Origin of the sequence: Campylobacter sp. S4:11, assembly GCF_024723695.1 — a bacterium.
Classification (GTDB): Bacteria; Campylobacterota; Campylobacteria; order Campylobacterales; family Campylobacteraceae; genus Campylobacter_D; species Campylobacter_D jejuni_C.
Genome location: NZ_JANQDC010000024.1, coordinates 1 through 18,047, shown reverse-complemented (window position 1 = coordinate 18,047; position 18,047 = coordinate 1). Strand labels below are relative to the sequence as shown.

The 18,047-nt window shown below is 29.5% G+C and carries 19 protein-coding genes; 12 read left to right on the top strand and 7 right to left on the bottom strand.

The genetic code is table 11. The features are described 5' to 3' along the window. The first annotated feature begins 127 nt into the window (after positions 1-127). A complete protein-coding gene (locus CAMP5053_RS07370) occupies positions 128-1,891 on the top strand; it encodes a tetratricopeptide repeat protein (protein WP_337217573.1) in 1,764 nt (587 codons plus the stop codon). Positions 1,892-1,899: 8 nt separating this feature from the next. Here the strand turns inward: CAMP5053_RS07370 and ychF are convergent, their stop codons facing one another. The 6 genes from ychF to rpiB are packed head-to-tail and all read right to left on the bottom strand — an operon-like array spanning position 1,900 to position 6,342. After that, a complete protein-coding gene (ychF, locus tag CAMP5053_RS07365; protein ID WP_214100731.1) occupies positions 1,900-3,000 on the bottom strand; it encodes a redox-regulated ATPase YchF in 1,101 nt (366 codons plus the stop codon). Beyond that, entirely contained in the window at positions 2,997-4,448 is a 1,452-nt protein-coding gene (locus CAMP5053_RS07360; RefSeq protein WP_087700949.1) for a leucyl aminopeptidase, read from the bottom strand. The genes ychF and CAMP5053_RS07360 overlap by 4 nt, the downstream gene beginning before the upstream one ends. Beyond that, on the bottom strand, positions 4,445-5,038 hold the full coding sequence (locus CAMP5053_RS07355) for a DedA family protein (protein WP_039618134.1): 594 nt from the start codon (positions 5,036-5,038) through the stop codon (positions 4,445-4,447). The genes CAMP5053_RS07360 and CAMP5053_RS07355 overlap by 4 nt, the downstream gene beginning before the upstream one ends. Before the next feature lies 1 nt (position 5,039). Continuing rightward, complete coding sequence (gene apt / locus CAMP5053_RS07350; RefSeq protein ID WP_192866657.1) at positions 5,040-5,576, bottom strand: adenine phosphoribosyltransferase; 537 nt, start codon at positions 5,574-5,576, stop codon at positions 5,040-5,042. Further along, positions 5,576-5,908, bottom strand: coding sequence for a hypothetical protein (locus tag CAMP5053_RS07345; protein ID WP_039618138.1), 333 nt, complete (start codon positions 5,906-5,908; stop codon positions 5,576-5,578). The genes apt and CAMP5053_RS07345 overlap by 1 nt, the downstream gene beginning before the upstream one ends. Continuing rightward, the gene (gene rpiB, locus CAMP5053_RS07340; protein ID WP_087700947.1) at positions 5,905-6,342 is read right to left on the bottom strand and encodes a ribose 5-phosphate isomerase B; all 438 of its coding nucleotides are present in this window, start codon (positions 6,340-6,342) and stop codon (positions 5,905-5,907) included. The genes CAMP5053_RS07345 and rpiB overlap by 4 nt, the downstream gene beginning before the upstream one ends. A gap of 141 nt (positions 6,343-6,483) precedes the next feature. Here rpiB and CAMP5053_RS07335 point away from each other — a divergent pair, with 141 nt between their 5' ends. Next, positions 6,484-7,035 (top strand): CheB methylesterase domain-containing protein, encoded by a 552-nt coding sequence (locus CAMP5053_RS07335; RefSeq protein WP_087700946.1) that lies wholly within the window; start codon positions 6,484-6,486, stop codon positions 7,033-7,035. A 9-nt stretch (positions 7,036-7,044) separates the two neighbouring features. Next, on the top strand, positions 7,045-7,827 hold the full coding sequence (locus CAMP5053_RS07330; protein WP_087700945.1) for a CheR family methyltransferase: 783 nt from the start codon (positions 7,045-7,047) through the stop codon (positions 7,825-7,827). On the opposite strand, the gene CAMP5053_RS07325 is transcribed toward CAMP5053_RS07330, so the two are convergent. Beyond that, positions 7,824-9,017 (bottom strand): MFS transporter, encoded by a 1,194-nt coding sequence (locus tag CAMP5053_RS07325; protein ID WP_087700944.1) that lies wholly within the window; start codon positions 9,015-9,017, stop codon positions 7,824-7,826. The genes CAMP5053_RS07330 and CAMP5053_RS07325 overlap by 4 nt on opposite strands. 105 nt (positions 9,018-9,122) lie before the next feature. On the opposite strand from CAMP5053_RS07325, the gene CAMP5053_RS07320 reads away from it, so the two are divergent. The 9 genes from CAMP5053_RS07320 (at position 9,123) to CAMP5053_RS07280 (ending at position 18,003) form a co-directional block, all read left to right on the top strand. Beyond that, complete coding sequence (locus tag CAMP5053_RS07320) at positions 9,123-10,169, top strand: dehypoxanthine futalosine cyclase (protein ID WP_087700943.1); 1,047 nt, start codon at positions 9,123-9,125, stop codon at positions 10,167-10,169. Further along, positions 10,169-11,389, top strand: a complete 1,221-nt coding sequence (locus CAMP5053_RS07315) for a M16 family metallopeptidase (RefSeq protein WP_337217572.1) — start codon at positions 10,169-10,171, stop codon at positions 11,387-11,389. The genes CAMP5053_RS07320 and CAMP5053_RS07315 overlap by 1 nt, the downstream gene beginning before the upstream one ends. Beyond that, positions 11,379-13,202: an ATP-dependent DNA helicase RecG gene (gene recG, locus CAMP5053_RS07310; protein WP_337217571.1), complete on the top strand. Its 1,824-nt coding sequence runs from the start codon at positions 11,379-11,381 to the stop codon at positions 13,200-13,202. The genes CAMP5053_RS07315 and recG overlap by 11 nt, the downstream gene beginning before the upstream one ends. Continuing rightward, on the top strand, positions 13,195-13,797 hold the full coding sequence (locus tag CAMP5053_RS07305; RefSeq protein ID WP_257396904.1) for a Crp/Fnr family transcriptional regulator: 603 nt from the start codon (positions 13,195-13,197) through the stop codon (positions 13,795-13,797). The genes recG and CAMP5053_RS07305 overlap by 8 nt, the downstream gene beginning before the upstream one ends. 43 nt (positions 13,798-13,840) lie before the next feature. Further along, positions 13,841-14,488 carry an amino acid ABC transporter permease gene (locus CAMP5053_RS07300; RefSeq protein WP_087700939.1) on the top strand — a complete coding sequence of 216 codons (648 nt, stop codon included), beginning with the start codon at positions 13,841-13,843 and terminating at the stop codon, positions 14,486-14,488. Beyond that, complete coding sequence (locus tag CAMP5053_RS07295; protein ID WP_087700938.1) at positions 14,481-15,140, top strand: amino acid ABC transporter permease; 660 nt, start codon at positions 14,481-14,483, stop codon at positions 15,138-15,140. The genes CAMP5053_RS07300 and CAMP5053_RS07295 overlap by 8 nt, the downstream gene beginning before the upstream one ends. A 1-nt stretch (position 15,141) precedes the next feature. After that, on the top strand, positions 15,142-15,876 hold the full coding sequence (locus CAMP5053_RS07290; RefSeq protein WP_087700937.1) for an amino acid ABC transporter ATP-binding protein: 735 nt from the start codon (positions 15,142-15,144) through the stop codon (positions 15,874-15,876). 76 nt (positions 15,877-15,952) lie between these two features. Continuing rightward, a complete protein-coding gene (locus tag CAMP5053_RS07285) occupies positions 15,953-16,780 on the top strand; it encodes a cysteine ABC transporter substrate-binding protein (RefSeq protein ID WP_214100725.1) in 828 nt (275 codons plus the stop codon). 2 nt (positions 16,781-16,782) lie between these two features. Further along, positions 16,783-18,003 carry an MFS transporter gene (locus tag CAMP5053_RS07280; RefSeq protein WP_337217570.1) on the top strand — a complete coding sequence of 407 codons (1,221 nt, stop codon included), beginning with the start codon at positions 16,783-16,785 and terminating at the stop codon, positions 18,001-18,003. Positions 18,004-18,047: the final 44 nt, after the last annotated feature.

Genomic DNA, 18,047 nt, shown 5'->3' with positions numbered 1-18,047 from the left:
TACAAGACTCCTTATTAAGCAAACTCTATTGCATCAAGCTTAAAATAATATTTAAGCTTGGTGTGGATTAAGCAAACTCTGGGGAGGTAAATTAAGATATAATAACACAAAAACTATAGAGGAAATAATGCTAGATAAAATAATATATCATTATCATAATAATAACTACCATAAATGTTTAGAGTATAGCGAATCATATTTAGAGCAAGATCCTAAAAATGCTTTAGAATACGCCATGATAGCTTCTTATAAAATTGGTGATTATGTAAAAACATTGCATTATGCAAGACAAATTTTCAATCTATATCCTACAAGTTTTAATGGTTTAATGCTTGCAAAAGCACTTTTATCTAATGGAAATTTTAACGATGGCGTTAGATTATTTGAGGAGCTTTTACAAAGAAGTGATTTTTTAAAAGATGAGCTTGGTTTGGAACTTGCTTTTGCTTATCAAAGCATAGGACGCTTAGAAGAGGCAGAGAGATTATATAAAATTGCATTAGAAAAAGATTTATATAATCTTGATTTATGGAAAAGTTATGTTGAACTTTATTTTAAGACAAATTTTCAAAAGGCACTTGAAGCGCATAATGAACTATATGATTTTGCACAAATTGTGATAGCAAAATTAGAAAGCGGAGAGTTGATAGAAAAAAATTTTACAAATAGTATTAATCTGCAAGATAGACTACAAGGAAAAACTCAAGAAAATTTAACTGTGGTTAAAATTTACGAGTTTTTAAATACACAAATTTTACCACAAAAAGCATATTTGCTTTTTAAACTTTTAAGATTGCAAGAATCATTAGAGTTATTTACGAGTTTGTGTGAGTATAATCAAAATAATGCTCAATTTTGGCAAAACTATGCAAAAGCATTGGAGTTAAGCGCTGATTATCAATATGCTTATAATGCATATCAAAAAGCTTTAAGCTTGCATCCACATGCAACTTATCAGTTTGACTTAGCGTATTTGCTAATGCGTATGGGAGAAAGTGATAATTTTGAAGAAGGTAAAAGGGTGTATGAAAGTAGGCTTTTTTATGCCCATAATGAAACTTTTTCACCTTATCATTACAATAAAACCATACAAGCCTTTAATAAAGATGGGATACAGGCTTTTAAAGATAAAGAAATTTTAGTATTTTGTGAGCAAGGCTTTGGTGATACTATTATGTATGCTAGGTGTTTGGAAAAACTCTGTCAAATTGCTTCTAAGGTTTTGTTTGCTCCACAAAGTGCTATGTATGAAATGTTTAAAAATCAACTCAAAGAGTTTAATAAACAAAATAAAATTTTTTCTAATTTGAAAATTTTAAAAGATTTTCCGAGCGAATTTGATTATGCTATGCCAATTTGTTCTTTACCTTTGCTTTGCGATATTAAATTAGATGAAATTTCTAAACTAAGAACACCTATTGTTGCTTTAGAAAAACCAAATAATAAAATTAAAAAAATAGGAATTTTTTGGTTTACTCCAAATGCAGTAAATACGGATTTGTTGAGAAATGTAGATTTTGCATTTTTGTATAATGCATTAAAGGATTTATGTTGTGAGATTATTTCTTTTCAAGTAGAGGGAATAAATAATATTAATCTACCTCAAGAAATTGAAAATAGGGGAGTAAAACTAAAAAACTGGAATGATACTTTAAATAATTTAAAAGACATTGATTGTATGATAAGTATAGATAGTGCTATTGCACATTTAGCCTTAGCTTTAGATATACCTACAATAGTGCTTTTAGCACCTAGATTTGATTGGCGTTGGGGTAAATTTGAAAATCCTAAAAGTTATTTTTGGCCTAAAGCAAAATTGCTTACTTTTTCTAATGAAGATGATACTAAGAATAAATTGCAAAGTTTGATTAAAAAACAAATCAATGTTTGATATATTTATCAAACATTGAATCTAAAATGCATTACATCACCATCTTGCACGATATAATCTTTCCCTTCAAGGCGTAGTTTTCCTGCTTCTTTAGCACCACTTTCGCCTTTGCAAGCAATATAATCCTCATAAGAAATCACTTCAGCTTTAATAAAGCCTTTTTCAAAGTCATTGTGGATTACACTTGCTGCTTTTGGCGCTTTCCAACCTCTTTGTATAGTCCATGATCTAACTTCTACTTGACCTGCGGTAAAATAGCTAATTAGATTAAGCTTTGAAAATGCTGTACGTATAACTACTTCAAGTCCGCTACTTTCTACCCCTAGAGATTTTAAAAATTCATAATTTTCCTCATCACTTAAAGCTATCATTTCTTCTTCAATTTTAGAGCAAAGTTTGATTACTTCATGACCTGATTTTGCGGCAAATTCTTTAAGATTTTTCACAAATTCATTATCTTCTAAAAGTGAGTTTTCATCTACATTTGCTCCATATATCACTTCTTTAGCAGAAAGTAATCTTAATTCTTTTATAAGAGCATGATAGACTTCGTTTTTATTTGGGAATGAGCTTGCACTATTATTTTGATTTAAATGCTCTAAAAGCTCATTAGCTAAAGCTAAGCTTTCTTTTGCACCTTTTTCGTTAGCTTTTGCACCTTTAGTGAGTTTTTCTATTTTTTTACTAAGTTGTTCTATGTCTGCTAGTATAAGCTCTGTTTCTATGATTTGCACATCACGCACAGGATCGACACTACCTGCAACATGGGTGATATTTTCATCATCAAAGCAACGAACGATGTGTAAAATCATCTCTGTTTCGCGTATATTAGATAAAAATTTATTACCCAAACCCTCGCCTTTGCTAGCTCCTGCTACTAAACCTGCTATATCAACAAATTCAATATTTGAGCGTATGATTTTTTGTGGATTGACAATCTTTGCTAGTTCTTTTAAGCGATGATCAGGCACTGGCACCACTGCTTTATTTGGTTCTATGGTGCAAAATGGATAATTTGCACTTTCAGCATTTTGTGCTCTTGTTAGTGCGTTAAAAGTGGTAGATTTTCCAACATTTGGAAGTCCTACTATACCAACTGATAAACTCATTTTTGTTTCCTTGAGAGATAAAGTAAATATGAAAGGCACATTCTAACACCTGCTCCACTTGCACCAAAGCTGTGATAACCCCAAGCTTTTTCCAAGTAAGCTGGCCCTGCGATGTCTAAATGTAACCATTTGTCTTTGTATTCTTCTCTAATGAAAGAATTTAAAAATAACCCTGCAGTAATAGCCCCACCATAGCGACTTGAAGAGGTGTTGCTAACATCTGCTATATTTGATTTTATAAGTTCTTTTAAGTGAGGGTTAAAATGTAAAATAGTAGCTAAATCCCCGCTTTTTTTACTTACTTTGAAAAAATCATTTTGTAAATCTTCATTATTTCCCATAATAGCACTTGTATATTCTCCAAGTCCTACCACGCAAGCCCCAGTTAAAGTAGCAAGATCTATTAATAAATCAGGCTTTAGATCTTGAGCAAGTGAAAGACAATCAGCTAAAACTAACCTTCCCTCAGCGTCGGTATTTCTAACCTCTATACTCACACCTTCTCTTGAAAGAAGTACATCATCAGGTTTATAGGCATTTCCACCTATCATATTTTCAGTTGCGCCGATGATAGAATGTACTTCTATATCAAGGTTTAACTCACTTGCACCTTTGATGATAGCCATTGCAGCTGCACCACCGCTTTTGTCTGATTTCATTGTAAGCATATAATCAGCAGGTTTTAGACTAAGTCCACCACTATCATAAGTTAGCCCTTTACCTACAAAAACTACTTTCATTTTTGGATTTTGTGGTTTATAAGAAAGATGAATGAGCTTTGGAGGATGGATTGAAGCGCGATTTACTGCTAAAAATGCTTGCATTTTTTCTTGCTCTAAGAAATCACTTTCATAAATTTTACATGAAATTTTACGGTCATTCTGGCTTAGATTGAGTGCATCTTCAGCCATTTTAGCTGGAGTGTAAATTTGAGGAATTTCATTAACAATATTTTTTGCAAAATCACAAGCATTGGAAAAAACCTGACCATAGTTTATACCTATACAAGCTTCTTCTAGGTTGTATGTTTTGTCATTGATTTCATCTTTTGAGATGAAAATATTCTCTAACTTGCTCGGTGTTTTTTCTTTTTTATATTTGTTAAATTCATAAGCGCCAAAAGTAAATCCTTGAATCATGGCATTAAAACTATTTACTACACATTTTCCTACAATGCTTTTTGTTTTAACGCTTTGAATTTCAAGTTTTTTTAAAGCCTTGTAAGCGTTTGCAAAAGCAAGTCTTATATCTTCATATTCCAAACTTTTAAGCTCATTGTAAAGAATTTTATTTTGCATATCTATACAAATTCCTTCACCTTTATAGTTTGAGAGTTTAAAAAGTTCTTGACTTTGAGTGTATTTTTCTATCTTTTTATCTTGTATTAAAATGATTTCAAAATCAGCATTTATAGAGCTGATATTTTCTTCTATGAAATTAAAATTCATTTATGTGTCCTTTTTCTAAGTATAGATTTTTCTATTTGTTTCATACCTAAAAACAAAGCAAGTAAAAAGCCAGCAATAATTGGCACTGCAAAATACCAATGATCACCAGCCCATTCTACTGCAAGCCAAATTTCTTTTCCAAAAAACCATGCAAGTAAGATGGTTATAGCAGCCCAAGCCCAAGCACTAATGAGATTAATAAAAGCAAATTTTTTAGCACTATAACGCGTTAATCCTATACTCATAGGTATAATAGTTCTAAAGCCATACATATATCTTTGTATGAAAATAATTGGCCAACCAAAACGCTGTAAAAGTAAATGTGCTATGGCAAATTTACGTCTTTGGGTGCGAAGTTTTTTCTGAATGTATTTTTTATTATATCTTCCTATATAAAAGTATATTTGATCACCTACAAAGCCACCTAAGCCCGCTATGAAAATAATAAGTCCTAAATTTACATGGCCTTCATGTGCAAAAATACCTGCTAAAATAAGCGCAAGTTCTCCCTCAAGTATACACCATAAAAACACGATGATGTAAGCCCAGTTTTTATAATCATATAAAAGTTGCTTTAAAAATTCTTCCATTTTATACCTCTAAGACACTATAAACAGAAGTTAATTTAGCTAATTCTTTAGCTCCATATAGATCTTTTAACTCTAGTAAAAAACAAGCTTCTATACATTTTGCATTGAGTTTTTCTATGAGTTTAACAGCAGCGATAGCTGTGCCACCTGTAGCTAAAAGATCGTCTATAAGTAAAACATTTGCTTCTTGATTGTTAAAAGCATCAATATGAATTTCTATAGTATCACTGCCATATTCTAAGCTATAAGATTCTTGTAAGCATTTTGAAGGTAGCTTTCCAGGTTTTCTAATAGGCACAAAAGGAAGTCTTAATCTAGCGCTTAAGGCAGCTCCAAAAATAAAACCTCTACTTTCTATACCAACAATATAATCAAGCTTTGTGTTTTGATATTTTTCAACTAAATGATCCATTAAAAATGCAAATGCTTCTTTATTATTTAATAAAGTTGTAATATCTCTAAAAATAATCCCTTCTTTTGGAAAATCCTTAATAGCTCTAATGCTATCTAATAAATATTTTTTATCTTGTTCTTTCATCATAATAATGCCTCTATTTTTGCTTCTAATTCTTTAATTCTTTGTCTAAGTTTTTCATTTTCAATACGATATTGTGAATTTCTTGTTCTAAGAGAAGTTAAGTCTGCTTTACTTTTGTTTAATTCTTCAGTTAAAATATCTATATTTCCTAAACTTCTTTGAAGTTGCACTTGTAATTTTCTAATAACAATTTCAGTATCATCAAGGTTATTTTTTATAAATTCTTTCGCTACTTTTTCTTTATGGAGTAGGGTTTTATAATAAAGTAGCATAATAGTCATATAAATACTAACACAAATTAATACAGTTAATACAAGCCAACTTAAGATCATAATCTTTCCTCTATTTTACTAATTCTTGTGCAATGTCTTCCACCACTAAAAGAAGTGTTGATAAAATTTGAGATAATTTCAAAAGCCATATCAGCTCCTATTAATCTAGCTCCTAAGGCTAAAACATTTGCGTCATTATGTTCTCTTGAAAGCTTAGCACTTAAAGATTCATTACACAAAGCACAGCGTATATTTTTATGACGATTTGCTGCTATGCTCATACCAATACCTGATCCACATACTAAAATTCCAAAACTTTTTTCGTTTATTTTAGAGCTTAATAAATGCGCATAATCAGGATAATCACAGCGATCCTCACTAAAAGGGCCTAAGTCTTCAAAGCTTATATTTTTATCTTGTAAAAATTTAACAATTTCTTGTTTTAAAATAAAACCAGCATGATCACTTGCAATATAAATTTTTTCTCTTAACATTTAACATTCACTTTGTCATTTTTGAAATTTAAAGTATTAATTTTATCATATTTAATTAAAATTTTTCTTTCTTATATACAATTATTTTTTATGTTTCAAATATTTATTTGATATAATAACAATAATTATTTAAGGTAAAAAATGAAGCTTATATTAATTGGTTCTTCAACAGGTGGTCCAGGGCAACTAAAATTTTTACTAAACGATGTGGAATTGAAAGATTGTGCAGTAGTAATTGCTCAGCATATGAATCCTGCATTTATTCCTTCTTTTGTAAATCAGTTTAACAAAGAAGCATTAAGCGAGGTGATTATACCAAGTGATAAGGAAGTTTTGAAAAATAAAATTTACATTTGTCAAAGAAATATGGTTTTAAATGGAAATAATGCCTTGACTTTAAATATAACAGAAGAAACAAGCAGTTTTAATCCAGGGGTTGATGTGTTGTTTTATTCTGCTGTAGAGCTTTGTAAATATCATAAAATTTTAGCTTTGATTATGACAGGAATGGGTGATGATGGTGCTAAGTCTTTATTTGAACTTTATAAGGTTGGTGTAAGATGTTTATGCGAAAACGAAGCAGATTCTATAGTATATGGAATGCCAAAAAAAGCCAGAGATGTTAATCCTAATTTAAAACCTATGAGCTTAATAGAGCTTAAAAAAGAAATAACAAATTTTATTAAATCGTAGGAAAAAAAGATGATAAAAATTACAGAAAACGAAATGCATGATTTTGTAAAAATAGTAGAGCAAATAAGTGGTAATAATCTAAATACAAAAAAAGATATTTTGCTTATAAAGCTTCCTAAATTTTTACAAGAATTAGGTTTAAATAGTCTTAGTGAATTAAATGAAAAAGTGCAGTTTCAAAGAAATTTAAAACAAGAAACTATGGATTTTATCACAGTTTGTGAGACTTATTTTTTTAGAGAATTAGAGCAATTAAAAGATGTTATTTTTTATATCAAATCTCTTGATCGACCTGTAAATGTACTTTGTGCTCCATGCTCAAGTGGTGAGGAAGTGTATTCTTTAGCTATTTTAGCAAGTGAGAATTTTATCAAAGGTATGAATATAGTTGGTATAGATATTAATAAAAAAATGATAGATAAATGTAATGAAATGATATATTCAGAACGTTCAGTAGCTAGATTAAATACTATGCAAAAGACGCGTTATTTTGATATAAAAGATAGAATGTATCATCTAAAAAAAGAAACTTTAGCTTGCAGATGTCGTTTTGAGCTTTGCAATGTTTTTGATGATTCTTTGTTTAAGCTTGGAAAATTTGATGTGATTTTTTCAAGAAATATGATGATATATTTTGATCAAGATTTTAAAATAAGACTTATGGAGCGTTTTTACAAAATCTTAAATAGAGAGGGTAGAATTTACCCTGGTAAGTCAGATCTTGTACCTGAGACAGCTTATTTTGATAAGAATTTTTCAGCGGGTGGGGTTTATTATTCTAAGGTGGATTAATTATATTTTTTATTAAACCACCACCAATAAATCGCCGCAAAGATAAAACATACTCCTAAGCCAAAAGTAAAATGGCTTAATTTTACTCCATAAAATTCAAATAAATACCCTGTTGAAAAAGCAATAATTGCACTAAAAGTTAAATATACCATATCATTATAGGCAATCACTCTACCATAGTATCTTTTATCGCAATCATTTTGTAAAAGTGTATAAGTATAACTCCATAAAGATGAAGTACAAAAACCTGCCATTACTAAGCCTATAAAGGCAAGATAAAAGTTAAATTGCAAGCAAGCCCAAAGCATGATGCCTATACCTTGTGCTAGATATAAATACACTAAAGTATTTTTATTAATATAAGGACTAAGCACATAAGGACCTATGAGTAAAGATATGGCTCTTATGGCATTAGAAAGCCCTATGGCTAGAGGTATAGAAATAACTTTTGCGTATTCATATTCAGCTAAAAGTGTAATTAAAACATCATAAGCAGTTATCCCCACAACTCCATGAAGTAAAATCAAATGAATGATTTTTTTATTGCTAAATACATAAGCTAAACCTTCTTTGATTAGTATAAAAAGATTATTTTGTGTGGTATTTTTTTCATTAGGCAAGATCAAAGTTTTAAGTATGAGCATGGCACAAAATAGCATTAAAGTATCAGCTATAAAAGCTGGTTTTACTCCAAAAAGATCTATAAAAAGTCCTGCTGCACCCATACCTAAAGCATATGATACAGCCCATATAATACTATGAAGTTCATTACCTAGTTTTAATTCTTGCGGGGTTAAAATTTTAGGCAAAACCGACATTTCTGTTTGAAAATACATACTTGCAACCGCCATACGCACAAAGGTTAAAAAGTATAAAAACCAAAGCATAGCTAAAGAATTTACAAAAATTAGCATAAAAATAGAAATCATCTCAATGCTAATCATTGTTAGCAATAAATTCTTAGGTTTAAATCTATCTACTATAACCCCATTTATAGGTGCAAGTATAATAGAAGGTAAAAAAACAAAAATAGCTGAAAAACCTATGATATTAGCAGGTGCACTGAGCTCTTTAGTTAAAAGGGTAAAAACACCTACTTGAGAAAACCACGCACCAAAATAACTTATAAATTGTACTGTTGCTAAAAGGCGAAAAGTTTTATTATTTTTAAGTAAAGACCTATAAGTCATGAGTATCCTATGAATATATGAAATTAAAGGGCTTGATTATAGCGTTTTTAAGATTATTTTACATTTAAATGTTATAATAATCCTTTTTTATAAAAAGGTTTAAGAATGAGTAGATTAAGCAAAAAAGAAGCGTTAAATTTGCTCCAAAATGCACCTTTATACGAACTAGGTGCAATGGCATATGAGAGAAAATTAGAGCTTCATCCTGAAAAAATAACTACTTTTGTGGTAGATAGAAATATAAATTATACGAATATTTGTTGTATTGATTGTGATTTTTGTGCTTTTTGTAGAAAAGAAAAAGATGATGATTCTTATATTTTAAAATATGAAGAAATAGGACAAAAAATAGAAGAATTACAAGCTATAGGTGGAACGCAAATTTTATTTCAAGGTGGAGTACACCCAAAACTTAAAATAGAATGGTATGAAGATTTACTTTCTTATATAAAAACTAATTATCCAACTATCACTGTGCATGGTTTTTCAGCAGTAGAGATAGCTTATATAGCAAGAGTTTCTAAAATTTCTATAGAAGAGGTTTTAGAAAGATTACAAGCTAAAGGACTTTTTTCTATACCTGGAGCGGGTGCTGAAGTATTAAGCGATAGGGTAAGAGATATCATCGCACCACATAAATGCGACACAGCTACTTGGCTTAGGGTGCATGAGAGTGCGCATAATATAGGTATGAAAAGTACTGCTACAATGATGTTTGGTACGGTTGAGAATGATGAGGAAATTATCGAACATTTTGATCATTTAAGAAATTTACAAGATAAAACAAATGGCTTTAGAGCTTTTATTTTATGGTCATTTCAAAGCGAAAACACCCCTTTGATTAAAAAACATCCTGAAATCATCAAACAAAGTTCTAATAGGTATTTAAGATTACTAGCTTTAGCAAGATTGTATTTGGATAATTTTAAAAATTTGCAAAGCTCATGGGTAACGCAAGGTTCTTTAATAGGTCAACTTGCTTTAAAATTTGGTGCAAATGACTTAGGTTCAACTATGATGGAAGAAAATGTCGTAGCCGCAGCGGGTGCAAAATATAGAATGAACCAAGAGCAAATGATAGAACTTATCAAAGATATAGGGGAATTACCTGCTAAACGCGACACAGCTTATAATATTTTAGAAAGGTTTTAATGTTAAATTTAAACTTCAATGATACTAAAATAGACATAATATATGAGTATGAAAATGAGCTTCCTGTAGTATTTTTCAAACTCATTTTTAAAAATAGTGGAAAAATAGCAGAAAAACATAATAGAGGTTGTGCAAGTATGCTTGCTAGGATTTTAAATGAAGGAAGCAATGATGGGTTTTTTAAAAGCTTAGAATACCGTGCTATAGAGCTTTATGCTAAGGCTAGTTTTGAGCATTTTCAAATCAGTATTAAGTGCTTGAAAGAACATTTTGATTTTGCTTTGGAAAAATTACAAGAATTGTTTTTAAATGTGCGTTTTGAAGAAAAAATCTTACAAAGATTAAAAACTTTAGCCTTAGGTGAACTTGCGAGTTTAAATACTGATTATGATTATCAAGCAAAAAGACTTTTAAATAAGAATGTTTTTAAAGATGAAATTTTTACTAGTGGCCTTGATGGAACTAAAGAAAGTATAGAAAAGATTAATTTAAAAGAATTACAAGATTTTATGAATGAAAATTTAGTGCTTGATAATGCTTTATTTGTTTTTGGTGGAGATATTAAAGAAGATGAAGTGAAGGTTAAAACAGAAAAAATTTGCCAAATTTTAAAAAGAAACACTCCAAATCAAAACAAAAGTTACAAACTCATTGATGAGAGTATAGAAGTAAGTGAGCAAAAAAGTACCGAACAAGCTTATATATACTTTTGCTCTCCATTTAATGTGCAAATTGATGATGAGAAAATGTATTTAGCTAAACTTGCTTTGTTTATCTTGGGTCAAGGTGGTTTTGGTTCGCGTTTAATGGAAGAAGTGCGTGTGAAAAGAGGTTTGGCGTATTCAGCATATGCTATGCTTGATGTAAATTTAAATTATAGTAGAGTTTTTGGGTATTTGCAAACTAAAAATGAAAGCTCTAATGAGGCTAAAGCTTTAGTTAAGGAAGTTTTTGAAAATTTTGTCCAAAATGGAGTAAATGAAAAAGAATTTCAACTAGCTAAGCAATTTTTAGTAGGTTCTATGCCCTTAAGGTATGAAAGCTTGGCTAAAAGACTAGATATAATGCTAAATGAGTATTTGCATAGTTTAAAACTTGGAAATTTAAAAGAAGAAATGCAAAAGATCAAAAACACTACCTTAGATGAGCTAAATGACTTTATCAAAGTACATAGTGAAATTACCAAAGTGAGTTTTGCAAGTATAGAAAATGAAAGTTGAAGAAAAGGATTTAAAACTACTTCATGCTTTAGGGGTTAAAAATTGTATCGATTTGGCTTTGATTTTACCTAAAAAATTTGATGATTTTAGAATTTCAAAGTTTCCAAAAGATACATTTTGCACCCAAAATGTAAAAATTATTAGCACGCAAAATCATCACTCTCAGCTTTTTATGCTTTGTGAATGTTTAGAATGGGGTATAAAAGCAAATATAGTGATTTTTCATCCTAATAAATGGCATTTTAAAATTTTTAAGCATAATGCTTTAATTTGTATCCATGCAAAGATGAATTTTTTTAATGGAATTTGGCAGTTTGTAAACCCAAAAATAGTAAAAAACATAGGTCAAATAGTCCCTAAATACCAAATTAGCTCTATTAAAGATGAAAGTATAAAAAAACTTATCGTAAAATATGTCAATGAAGCTAACTTAAAAGCATTAAATTTAGAACAAAAATACATTAATCTTCTTTTGAATTTACACAATTATGATGATTTGATTCTTTATGAAAATTTTAACTCCATAGTTAAAGATTTAAAATATATAGAAATTTTTAATCATCTAAGGCGTTTAAAGGGCAAAAAAATATCACAAAATGCTTATAAAATAGAACTTTTCGATATAAGCTCTTGGCTTAAAGGTTTAGAATTTAGCCCAACAAAAGATCAGCTTTTAGCAATAGAAGATATTAAAAAAGATTTGCAAAATAAAGTCGCTAAAAGGCGTGTGGTGATGGGCGATGTGGGTTGTGGCAAGACTTTGGTTATACTTGCTGCAAGTTTGCTTGTATATCCTAAAAAAGCTATTTTAATGGCTCCAACTAGTATATTAGCAGAGCAAATTTATCATGAAGCAAAAAGACTTTTACCTGATTTTATTAATGTATTGCTTTTAAAAGGTGGTAAAAAGGATAAAGATTTAGCAAAATTAAAAGAACAAGCCCATTTTATCATAGGTACACATGCACTTATTCATCAAGAAGAATTTGAAGCAGTTTTAGTGATGATAGATGAGCAACACCGCTTTGGTTCTAATCAAAGACAAAAAATAAGTGAGCTTAGCAAAAACTCTCAATATACTCCACATATTGTGCAATTTTCCGCTACACCTATACCAAGAACACTTTCTATGATACAAAGTGAGCTTGTAAATTTTAGTTTTATCAAACAAATGCCTTTTAAAAAAGACATTAAAACTTTTTGTATACAAGATAAGGATTTTAAATATTTGCTTAAAAAAATCGATGATGAACTTGCTAAAAATCATCAAATAATCATCATTTATCCTTTGGTAAATGAAAGTGAAAATATAGACTATTTATCATTAGAACAAGCACAAGGATATTGGATAAACAAATACAAAAATGTCTATGTAACCCATGGAAAAGATAAAAATAAAGATCAAATTTTGCAAGAATTTAGAGAAAAAGGCACGATTTTGCTTTCTACGACCGTGGTTGAAGTGGGGATTTCTTTACCAAGACTAAGCGTGATTGTAGTTGTTGGAGCTGAAAGACTTGGGCTTGCTACCTTGCATCAGCTTCGCGGTAGGGTAGGTAGAGTAGGGCTTGAGAGTTTTTGTTATTTATATACTAAGCAAAAAGAAATTCCAAGTCGTTTGCTTGAATTTGCTAAAACTTTAGATGGGTTTAAAATAGCTGAGCTTGATTTAAAAAACAGGTTAAGTGGGGACTTACTAGATGGTAAAGTGCAACACGGAAATCATTTTAAATTTTTTGATTTTGCAGATGATGAAGAGCTAGTTTTAAAAGCAAAAGAAAGTATTAAAAATATGGAAAAAGAAAATGGATAAACACTTTGAAATTTTAATTTCTAAAGGCAAGAAAAAACATTTTAATAAAGGGAATATTTTATTTTTTCAAGGTGAAAAAGCAAATAAAATTTACATTTTACTAAGTGGAAAAGTGCGTATATATAAGGTGAATGCAAAAGGTTTTGAACTAACACTGCATACTTTAACTCCAGTAAATTTTATAGCTGAAATGCCTGTATTTGAGGGTATTAATTACCCAGCTAATGCAATTTGTGAGCAAGATTGTGAAATTTGTGTTTTTGATTTTAATGAATTTAAAAAATTATGCTTGGAAAATGGGGAATTTAGCTTTTTGCTTTTGACTTCTTTAATCGGTAAAATTCGAATTTTAGAAAATTTCATTAGACAAAAATCTTTGGATTTAAAGTCAAGACTAGTCAGCTTTTTGCTAGAAAATGAAGAAAAACTACAAAATTTAAAGCAAAAAGAAATCGCTGTGATTTTAAATTTACCCCCAGAATCTTTATCGCGTTTTTTAAAAGAATTAAAACAAAATGAGCTTATTTGCACAAATAAAGGTAAAATAGCAATTTTAAATAAAGAAAAAATGCAAAATTTAATTAAGTCTTTTTAAGTCTTATTTGTTACAATATTGTATTTAAAGTATGGAAGGTTTTATGGATTTTGATTTTTTAATCAAGTTTAGCCCTATGTTTATACAAGCTTCTTGGCTTACTTTAAAACTTGCTATTTATGGAGTGTTTTTTTCATTTTTAGTAGGTTTATTTTGTGCGGGAGTAAGTTATTTTAAATTTTCCTTTTTAAACACAATTTGTAAAATTTATATAGAATTTTCAAGAAACACACCTTTGCTAATCCAACTTTTCTTTTTATATTATGCTTTACCTGAATTTGGAATTCAACTTAGTTCTTTTGCTTGTGCTGTGGTAGGACTTAGTTTTTTAGGTGGTTCTTATATGGCTGAGAGCTTAAGAGCGGGTATGGAAGCAGTGAAAAAACAACAATACGAATCAGGACTTTCTTTGGGTCTAAGCAAATGGCAAAATTTCCGTTATGTTATCATGCCTCAAGCTTTGGGTATAGCTATGCCAAGTATTAGCGCAAATATCATTTTTTTACTCAAAGAAACTTCTGTAGTAAGTATTATTGCTTTAGCAGATTTAGTATATGTGGCTAAAGATCTTATAGGACTTTATTATAAAAGCAATGAAGCGTTATTTGCTTTGGTGCTTTGTTATTTGATTTTGATTTTACCTTTATCTTTAGTGTTAAACCGTATAGAAAAAAGGTTAAATTATGTTTGAAATTTTAAATCAAGATACCTTTTTTAGACTAGCACAAGGTTTAAATGTTACTTTAGAACTTTCATTAATTAGTGTTTTGATTTCACTTATAGGAGGGGTATTTTTTGGAATTTTAATGCATTCTAAAAACAAATTCCTTTATGCTTTTTGTCGTTTTATGCTTGAATTTGTGCGTATTATGCCTTTGATTGTTTGGCTTTTTATAGTGCATTTTGGCTTAGCTAAATGGTTTGGGTGGCATTTAAGTGCTTTGGGTTCAAGTATTATTGTTTTTAGTATTTGGGGTGTGTTTGAGATGATGGATTTGGTTAGATCGTCTTTAGCAAGCATACCAAAACACCAGTATGAGTCGGGACTTTCACTAGGCTTTAATAAATTTGAAGTTTATCTTTTTATCATCATACCTTTATCTTTAAGAAGATTATTACCAATGAGTATTAATCTTTTTACAAGAATTATCAAAAGTACTTCAGTGATTTATCTAATCGGTGGTATAGAGCTTATTAAAGTAGGCCAACAAGTGATTGAACTTAATTTATTTCAAAATTCTTACGCGGCTTTTGTGATTTATGGTTTGATTTTATTGATTTATTTTATACTTTGTTATCCTTTGTCGGTATATTCAAAGTTTTTAGAGAAAAAATGGAGTTAATATGAGTATTTTAAAAATACAAAATTTACAAAAATATTATGATGATCATCATGTTTTAAAAGATATAAATTTAGAAGTAAATCAAAAAGAAGTAGTGGTTATACTAGGTCCAAGTGGTTGTGGGAAATCTACACTTTTAAGATGTATTAATGGCTTGGAAGAAATGGCTGATGGAGCTATTTTTGTAGATGATGAGAAAATTGATAAAAATTATAAAAAATGGACTCAAATTCGCCAAAAAATAGGTATGGTGTTTCAATCTTATGAGCTTTTTGATCATTTAAATGTGGAGCAAAATATACTTTTAGGACCTTTGAAGGTGCAAAAAAGAAAAAAAGAAGAGGTTTTAGAAGAAGCAAAATACTGGCTTGATAGAGTAGGACTTTTGCATAAATTAAAAGCTTATCCTAAAGAGTTAAGTGGCGGGCAAAAACAGCGTATAGCTATAGTTAGAAGCCTTTGTATGAATCCTGAAATTATGCTTTTTGATGAAGTTACAGCAGCACTTGATCCTGAAATCGTGCGTGAGGTTTTAGATGTGATTTTAAATTTAGCAAAAGATGGTATGACTATGCTTATAGTTACGCATGAAATGGGTTTTGCAAGAGCAGTTGCTGATAAAATAGTTTTTATGGATGATGGAAAAATAGTAGAAATTTCAAAGCCTGATGAATTCTTTGAAAATCCAAAAACTTCTCGTGCGAAAAAATTTCTCAATTTATTTGATTTTCATTAAAATAAATAAAAAATTATATAAATATTTAAAAAAATATTATAAGGTAAAGAATAAATTTTTATTTTAAAGGTAAAATATGAAAAATTTTTTTCTTTTGTCTTTTTTAATTGCACTTTTTTTTAGTGCATGTTCCAATTCAAGTTCTAATGAAAATTCCATAGAGAAGGTTAAACAACAAGGTATAATCCGCATAGGTGTATTTGGTGATAAACCTCCATTTGGTTATTTAGATGCGCAAGGGAAAAATCAAGGTTATGATGTGTATTTTGCTAAACGTATTGCAAAAGAGCTTTTAGGGGATGAGTCTAAAGTACAATTTGTGCTTGTTGAAGCAGCAAATAGAGTAGAGTTTTTAGAGTCAAACAAAGTTGATTTGATATTAGCTAATTTTACTAAAACTCCAGAAAGAGAAGCTGTGGTTGATTTTGCATTACCTTATATGAAAGTTGCTCTTGGAGTAGTGGCTCCTAAAGGATCAGATATTAAAACCATAGATGATTTAAAAAGCAAAACTTTAATTTTAAATAAAGGCACAACAGCTGATGCATATTTTACAAAAAATATGCCAGAAATTAAAACTATTAAATTTGATCAAAACACAGAAACTTTTGCAGCTTTAATCGGCAAAAGAGGTGATGCGTTAAGCCATGATAATGCATTGCTTTTTGCTTGGGCTAAAGAAAATCCAAATTTTGAAGTAGTAATTAAAGAACTCGGAAATCATGATGTTATAGCTCCTGCTGTGAAAAAAGGTGATAAAGCTATGTTAAATTTTATCAATGATTTGATTTTGAAATTACAAAATGAACAATTTTTTCATAAAGCTTATGATGAAACCTTAAAACCATTTTTTAGCGATGATATAAAAGCCGATGATGTAGTAATCGAAGGTGGCAAAATTTAATAATGCAAAAAGCTTTAAAAAATACCATCTATGCTTCTTTAGGTGGTATTTTGGAATTTTATGATTTTGTTTTATTTATCTTCTTTGCAAGTGTTTTTGCAAAAATTTTCTTTCCTCAAAATGATGATTTTTGGCCATTAATCTATACCTATGTAGCCTTTGGGGCAGGGTATTTAGCTAGACCTTTTGGAGCTGTTGTTTTAGCGCATTTTGCAGATATCAAAGGACGTAAGAATGTTTTTTATATTAGCATGCTTTTAATGGTCGTACCGAGTTTTATTTTAGCCTTTTTACCTACTTATGAAAGTATAGGACTTTTTGCTACTTTTATGCTTTTTACTATACGGATAGCTCAAGGACTAGCAATAGGAGCTGAAGTTAGTAGTGCTTGGATTTTTGTGAGTGAATTTGTGAGTAAAAAAAGACTTGGCTTAGCACTTGGTTTTATTTCAGCGACTTTGACTTTAGGCTTATTACTTGGAAATTTAGCGACTTTAAGTATATATATGAGTTTTGATAAAGAAGAAGTAGAAAGCTTTGCTTGGAGAATTCCTTTTTTTATAGGAGGATTTTTTGGTATTTTAGCTTTATTTTTACGTACAAAGCTTAATGAAACACCAGCTTTTAAAGATATAAAAGAAAAAGAAAAAATCTTAAATTTCCCACTTTTACAAGCTTTAAAAACACATAAAAAAAGTATGCTAATATGTGCTTTACTTACTGTGGTTTTAACAAGCGGAGTAGCTACTTTAATGATATTGCCACAATATTTTGAAAGCTTGTTAGGAGTAAGTAAAACTACTGCTTTAACATATCAAAATTTGGCCATAGTGATGATCATACTAGGAAGTTTAGTGCAAGGATATTTAGCAGATTTTTTAGGACATTTTAGAATTTGTTTGATTTTTACTTTGTTTTTTGGAATTTTTGGCATAAGTTTTAGCTTTTATAATGAGTGGTTTTTAATGTTTTATTTGCTTGCTTGTTTTGCACAAGGTATTATAGCTTTTGCTCCTATTTTTATGACCCAAATTTTTACTACAGAATTAAAATCAAGCGGTCTTTCTTTTGCTTATAATATTTCTTATGCGATTTTAGGCTTTTTAACACCCTTTATCGTTAATTTTATGTATGAGAAATATTTTTATTTTTATATTTTTTTTGTGTTTATTACCAGTTTACTAAGCATATCTTTAGTAAAAAAATATGTTAAAATTTTATAATATTTTTTTCTTTTAAACTACTATTTTTAGGGTATTTATAAATT

Bases quoted from the DNA above. Each gene is read 5' to 3' on its own strand.
- CAMP5053_RS07370 (WP_337217573.1), top strand. From the start codon at position 128: ATGCTAGATAAAATAATATATCATTATCATAATAATAACTACCATAAA.
- ychF (WP_214100731.1), bottom strand. From the start codon at position 3,000: ATGAGTTTATCAGTTGGTATAGTAGGACTTCCAAATGTTGGAAAATCT.
- CAMP5053_RS07360 (WP_087700949.1), bottom strand. From the start codon at position 4,448: ATGAATTTTAATTTCATAGAAGAAAATATCAGCTCTATAAATGCTGAT.
- CAMP5053_RS07355 (WP_039618134.1), bottom strand. From the start codon at position 5,038: ATGGAAGAATTTTTAAAGCAACTTTTATATGATTATAAAAACTGGGCT.
- apt (WP_192866657.1), bottom strand. From the start codon at position 5,576: ATGAAAGAACAAGATAAAAAATATTTATTAGATAGCATTAGAGCTATT.
- CAMP5053_RS07345 (WP_039618138.1), bottom strand. From the start codon at position 5,908: ATGATCTTAAGTTGGCTTGTATTAACTGTATTAATTTGTGTTAGTATT.
- rpiB (WP_087700947.1), bottom strand. From the start codon at position 6,342: ATGTTAAGAGAAAAAATTTATATTGCAAGTGATCATGCTGGTTTTATT.
- CAMP5053_RS07335 (WP_087700946.1), top strand. From the start codon at position 6,484: ATGAAGCTTATATTAATTGGTTCTTCAACAGGTGGTCCAGGGCAACTA.
- CAMP5053_RS07330 (WP_087700945.1), top strand. From the start codon at position 7,045: ATGATAAAAATTACAGAAAACGAAATGCATGATTTTGTAAAAATAGTA.
- CAMP5053_RS07325 (WP_087700944.1), bottom strand. From the start codon at position 9,017: ATGACTTATAGGTCTTTACTTAAAAATAATAAAACTTTTCGCCTTTTA.
- CAMP5053_RS07320 (WP_087700943.1), top strand. From the start codon at position 9,123: ATGAGTAGATTAAGCAAAAAAGAAGCGTTAAATTTGCTCCAAAATGCA.
- CAMP5053_RS07315 (WP_337217572.1), top strand. From the start codon at position 10,169: ATGTTAAATTTAAACTTCAATGATACTAAAATAGACATAATATATGAG.
- recG (WP_337217571.1), top strand. From the start codon at position 11,379: ATGAAAGTTGAAGAAAAGGATTTAAAACTACTTCATGCTTTAGGGGTT.
- CAMP5053_RS07305 (WP_257396904.1), top strand. From the start codon at position 13,195: ATGGATAAACACTTTGAAATTTTAATTTCTAAAGGCAAGAAAAAACAT.
- CAMP5053_RS07300 (WP_087700939.1), top strand. From the start codon at position 13,841: ATGGATTTTGATTTTTTAATCAAGTTTAGCCCTATGTTTATACAAGCT.
- CAMP5053_RS07295 (WP_087700938.1), top strand. From the start codon at position 14,481: ATGTTTGAAATTTTAAATCAAGATACCTTTTTTAGACTAGCACAAGGT.
- CAMP5053_RS07290 (WP_087700937.1), top strand. From the start codon at position 15,142: ATGAGTATTTTAAAAATACAAAATTTACAAAAATATTATGATGATCAT.
- CAMP5053_RS07285 (WP_214100725.1), top strand. From the start codon at position 15,953: ATGAAAAATTTTTTTCTTTTGTCTTTTTTAATTGCACTTTTTTTTAGT.
- CAMP5053_RS07280 (WP_337217570.1), top strand. From the start codon at position 16,783: ATGCAAAAAGCTTTAAAAAATACCATCTATGCTTCTTTAGGTGGTATT.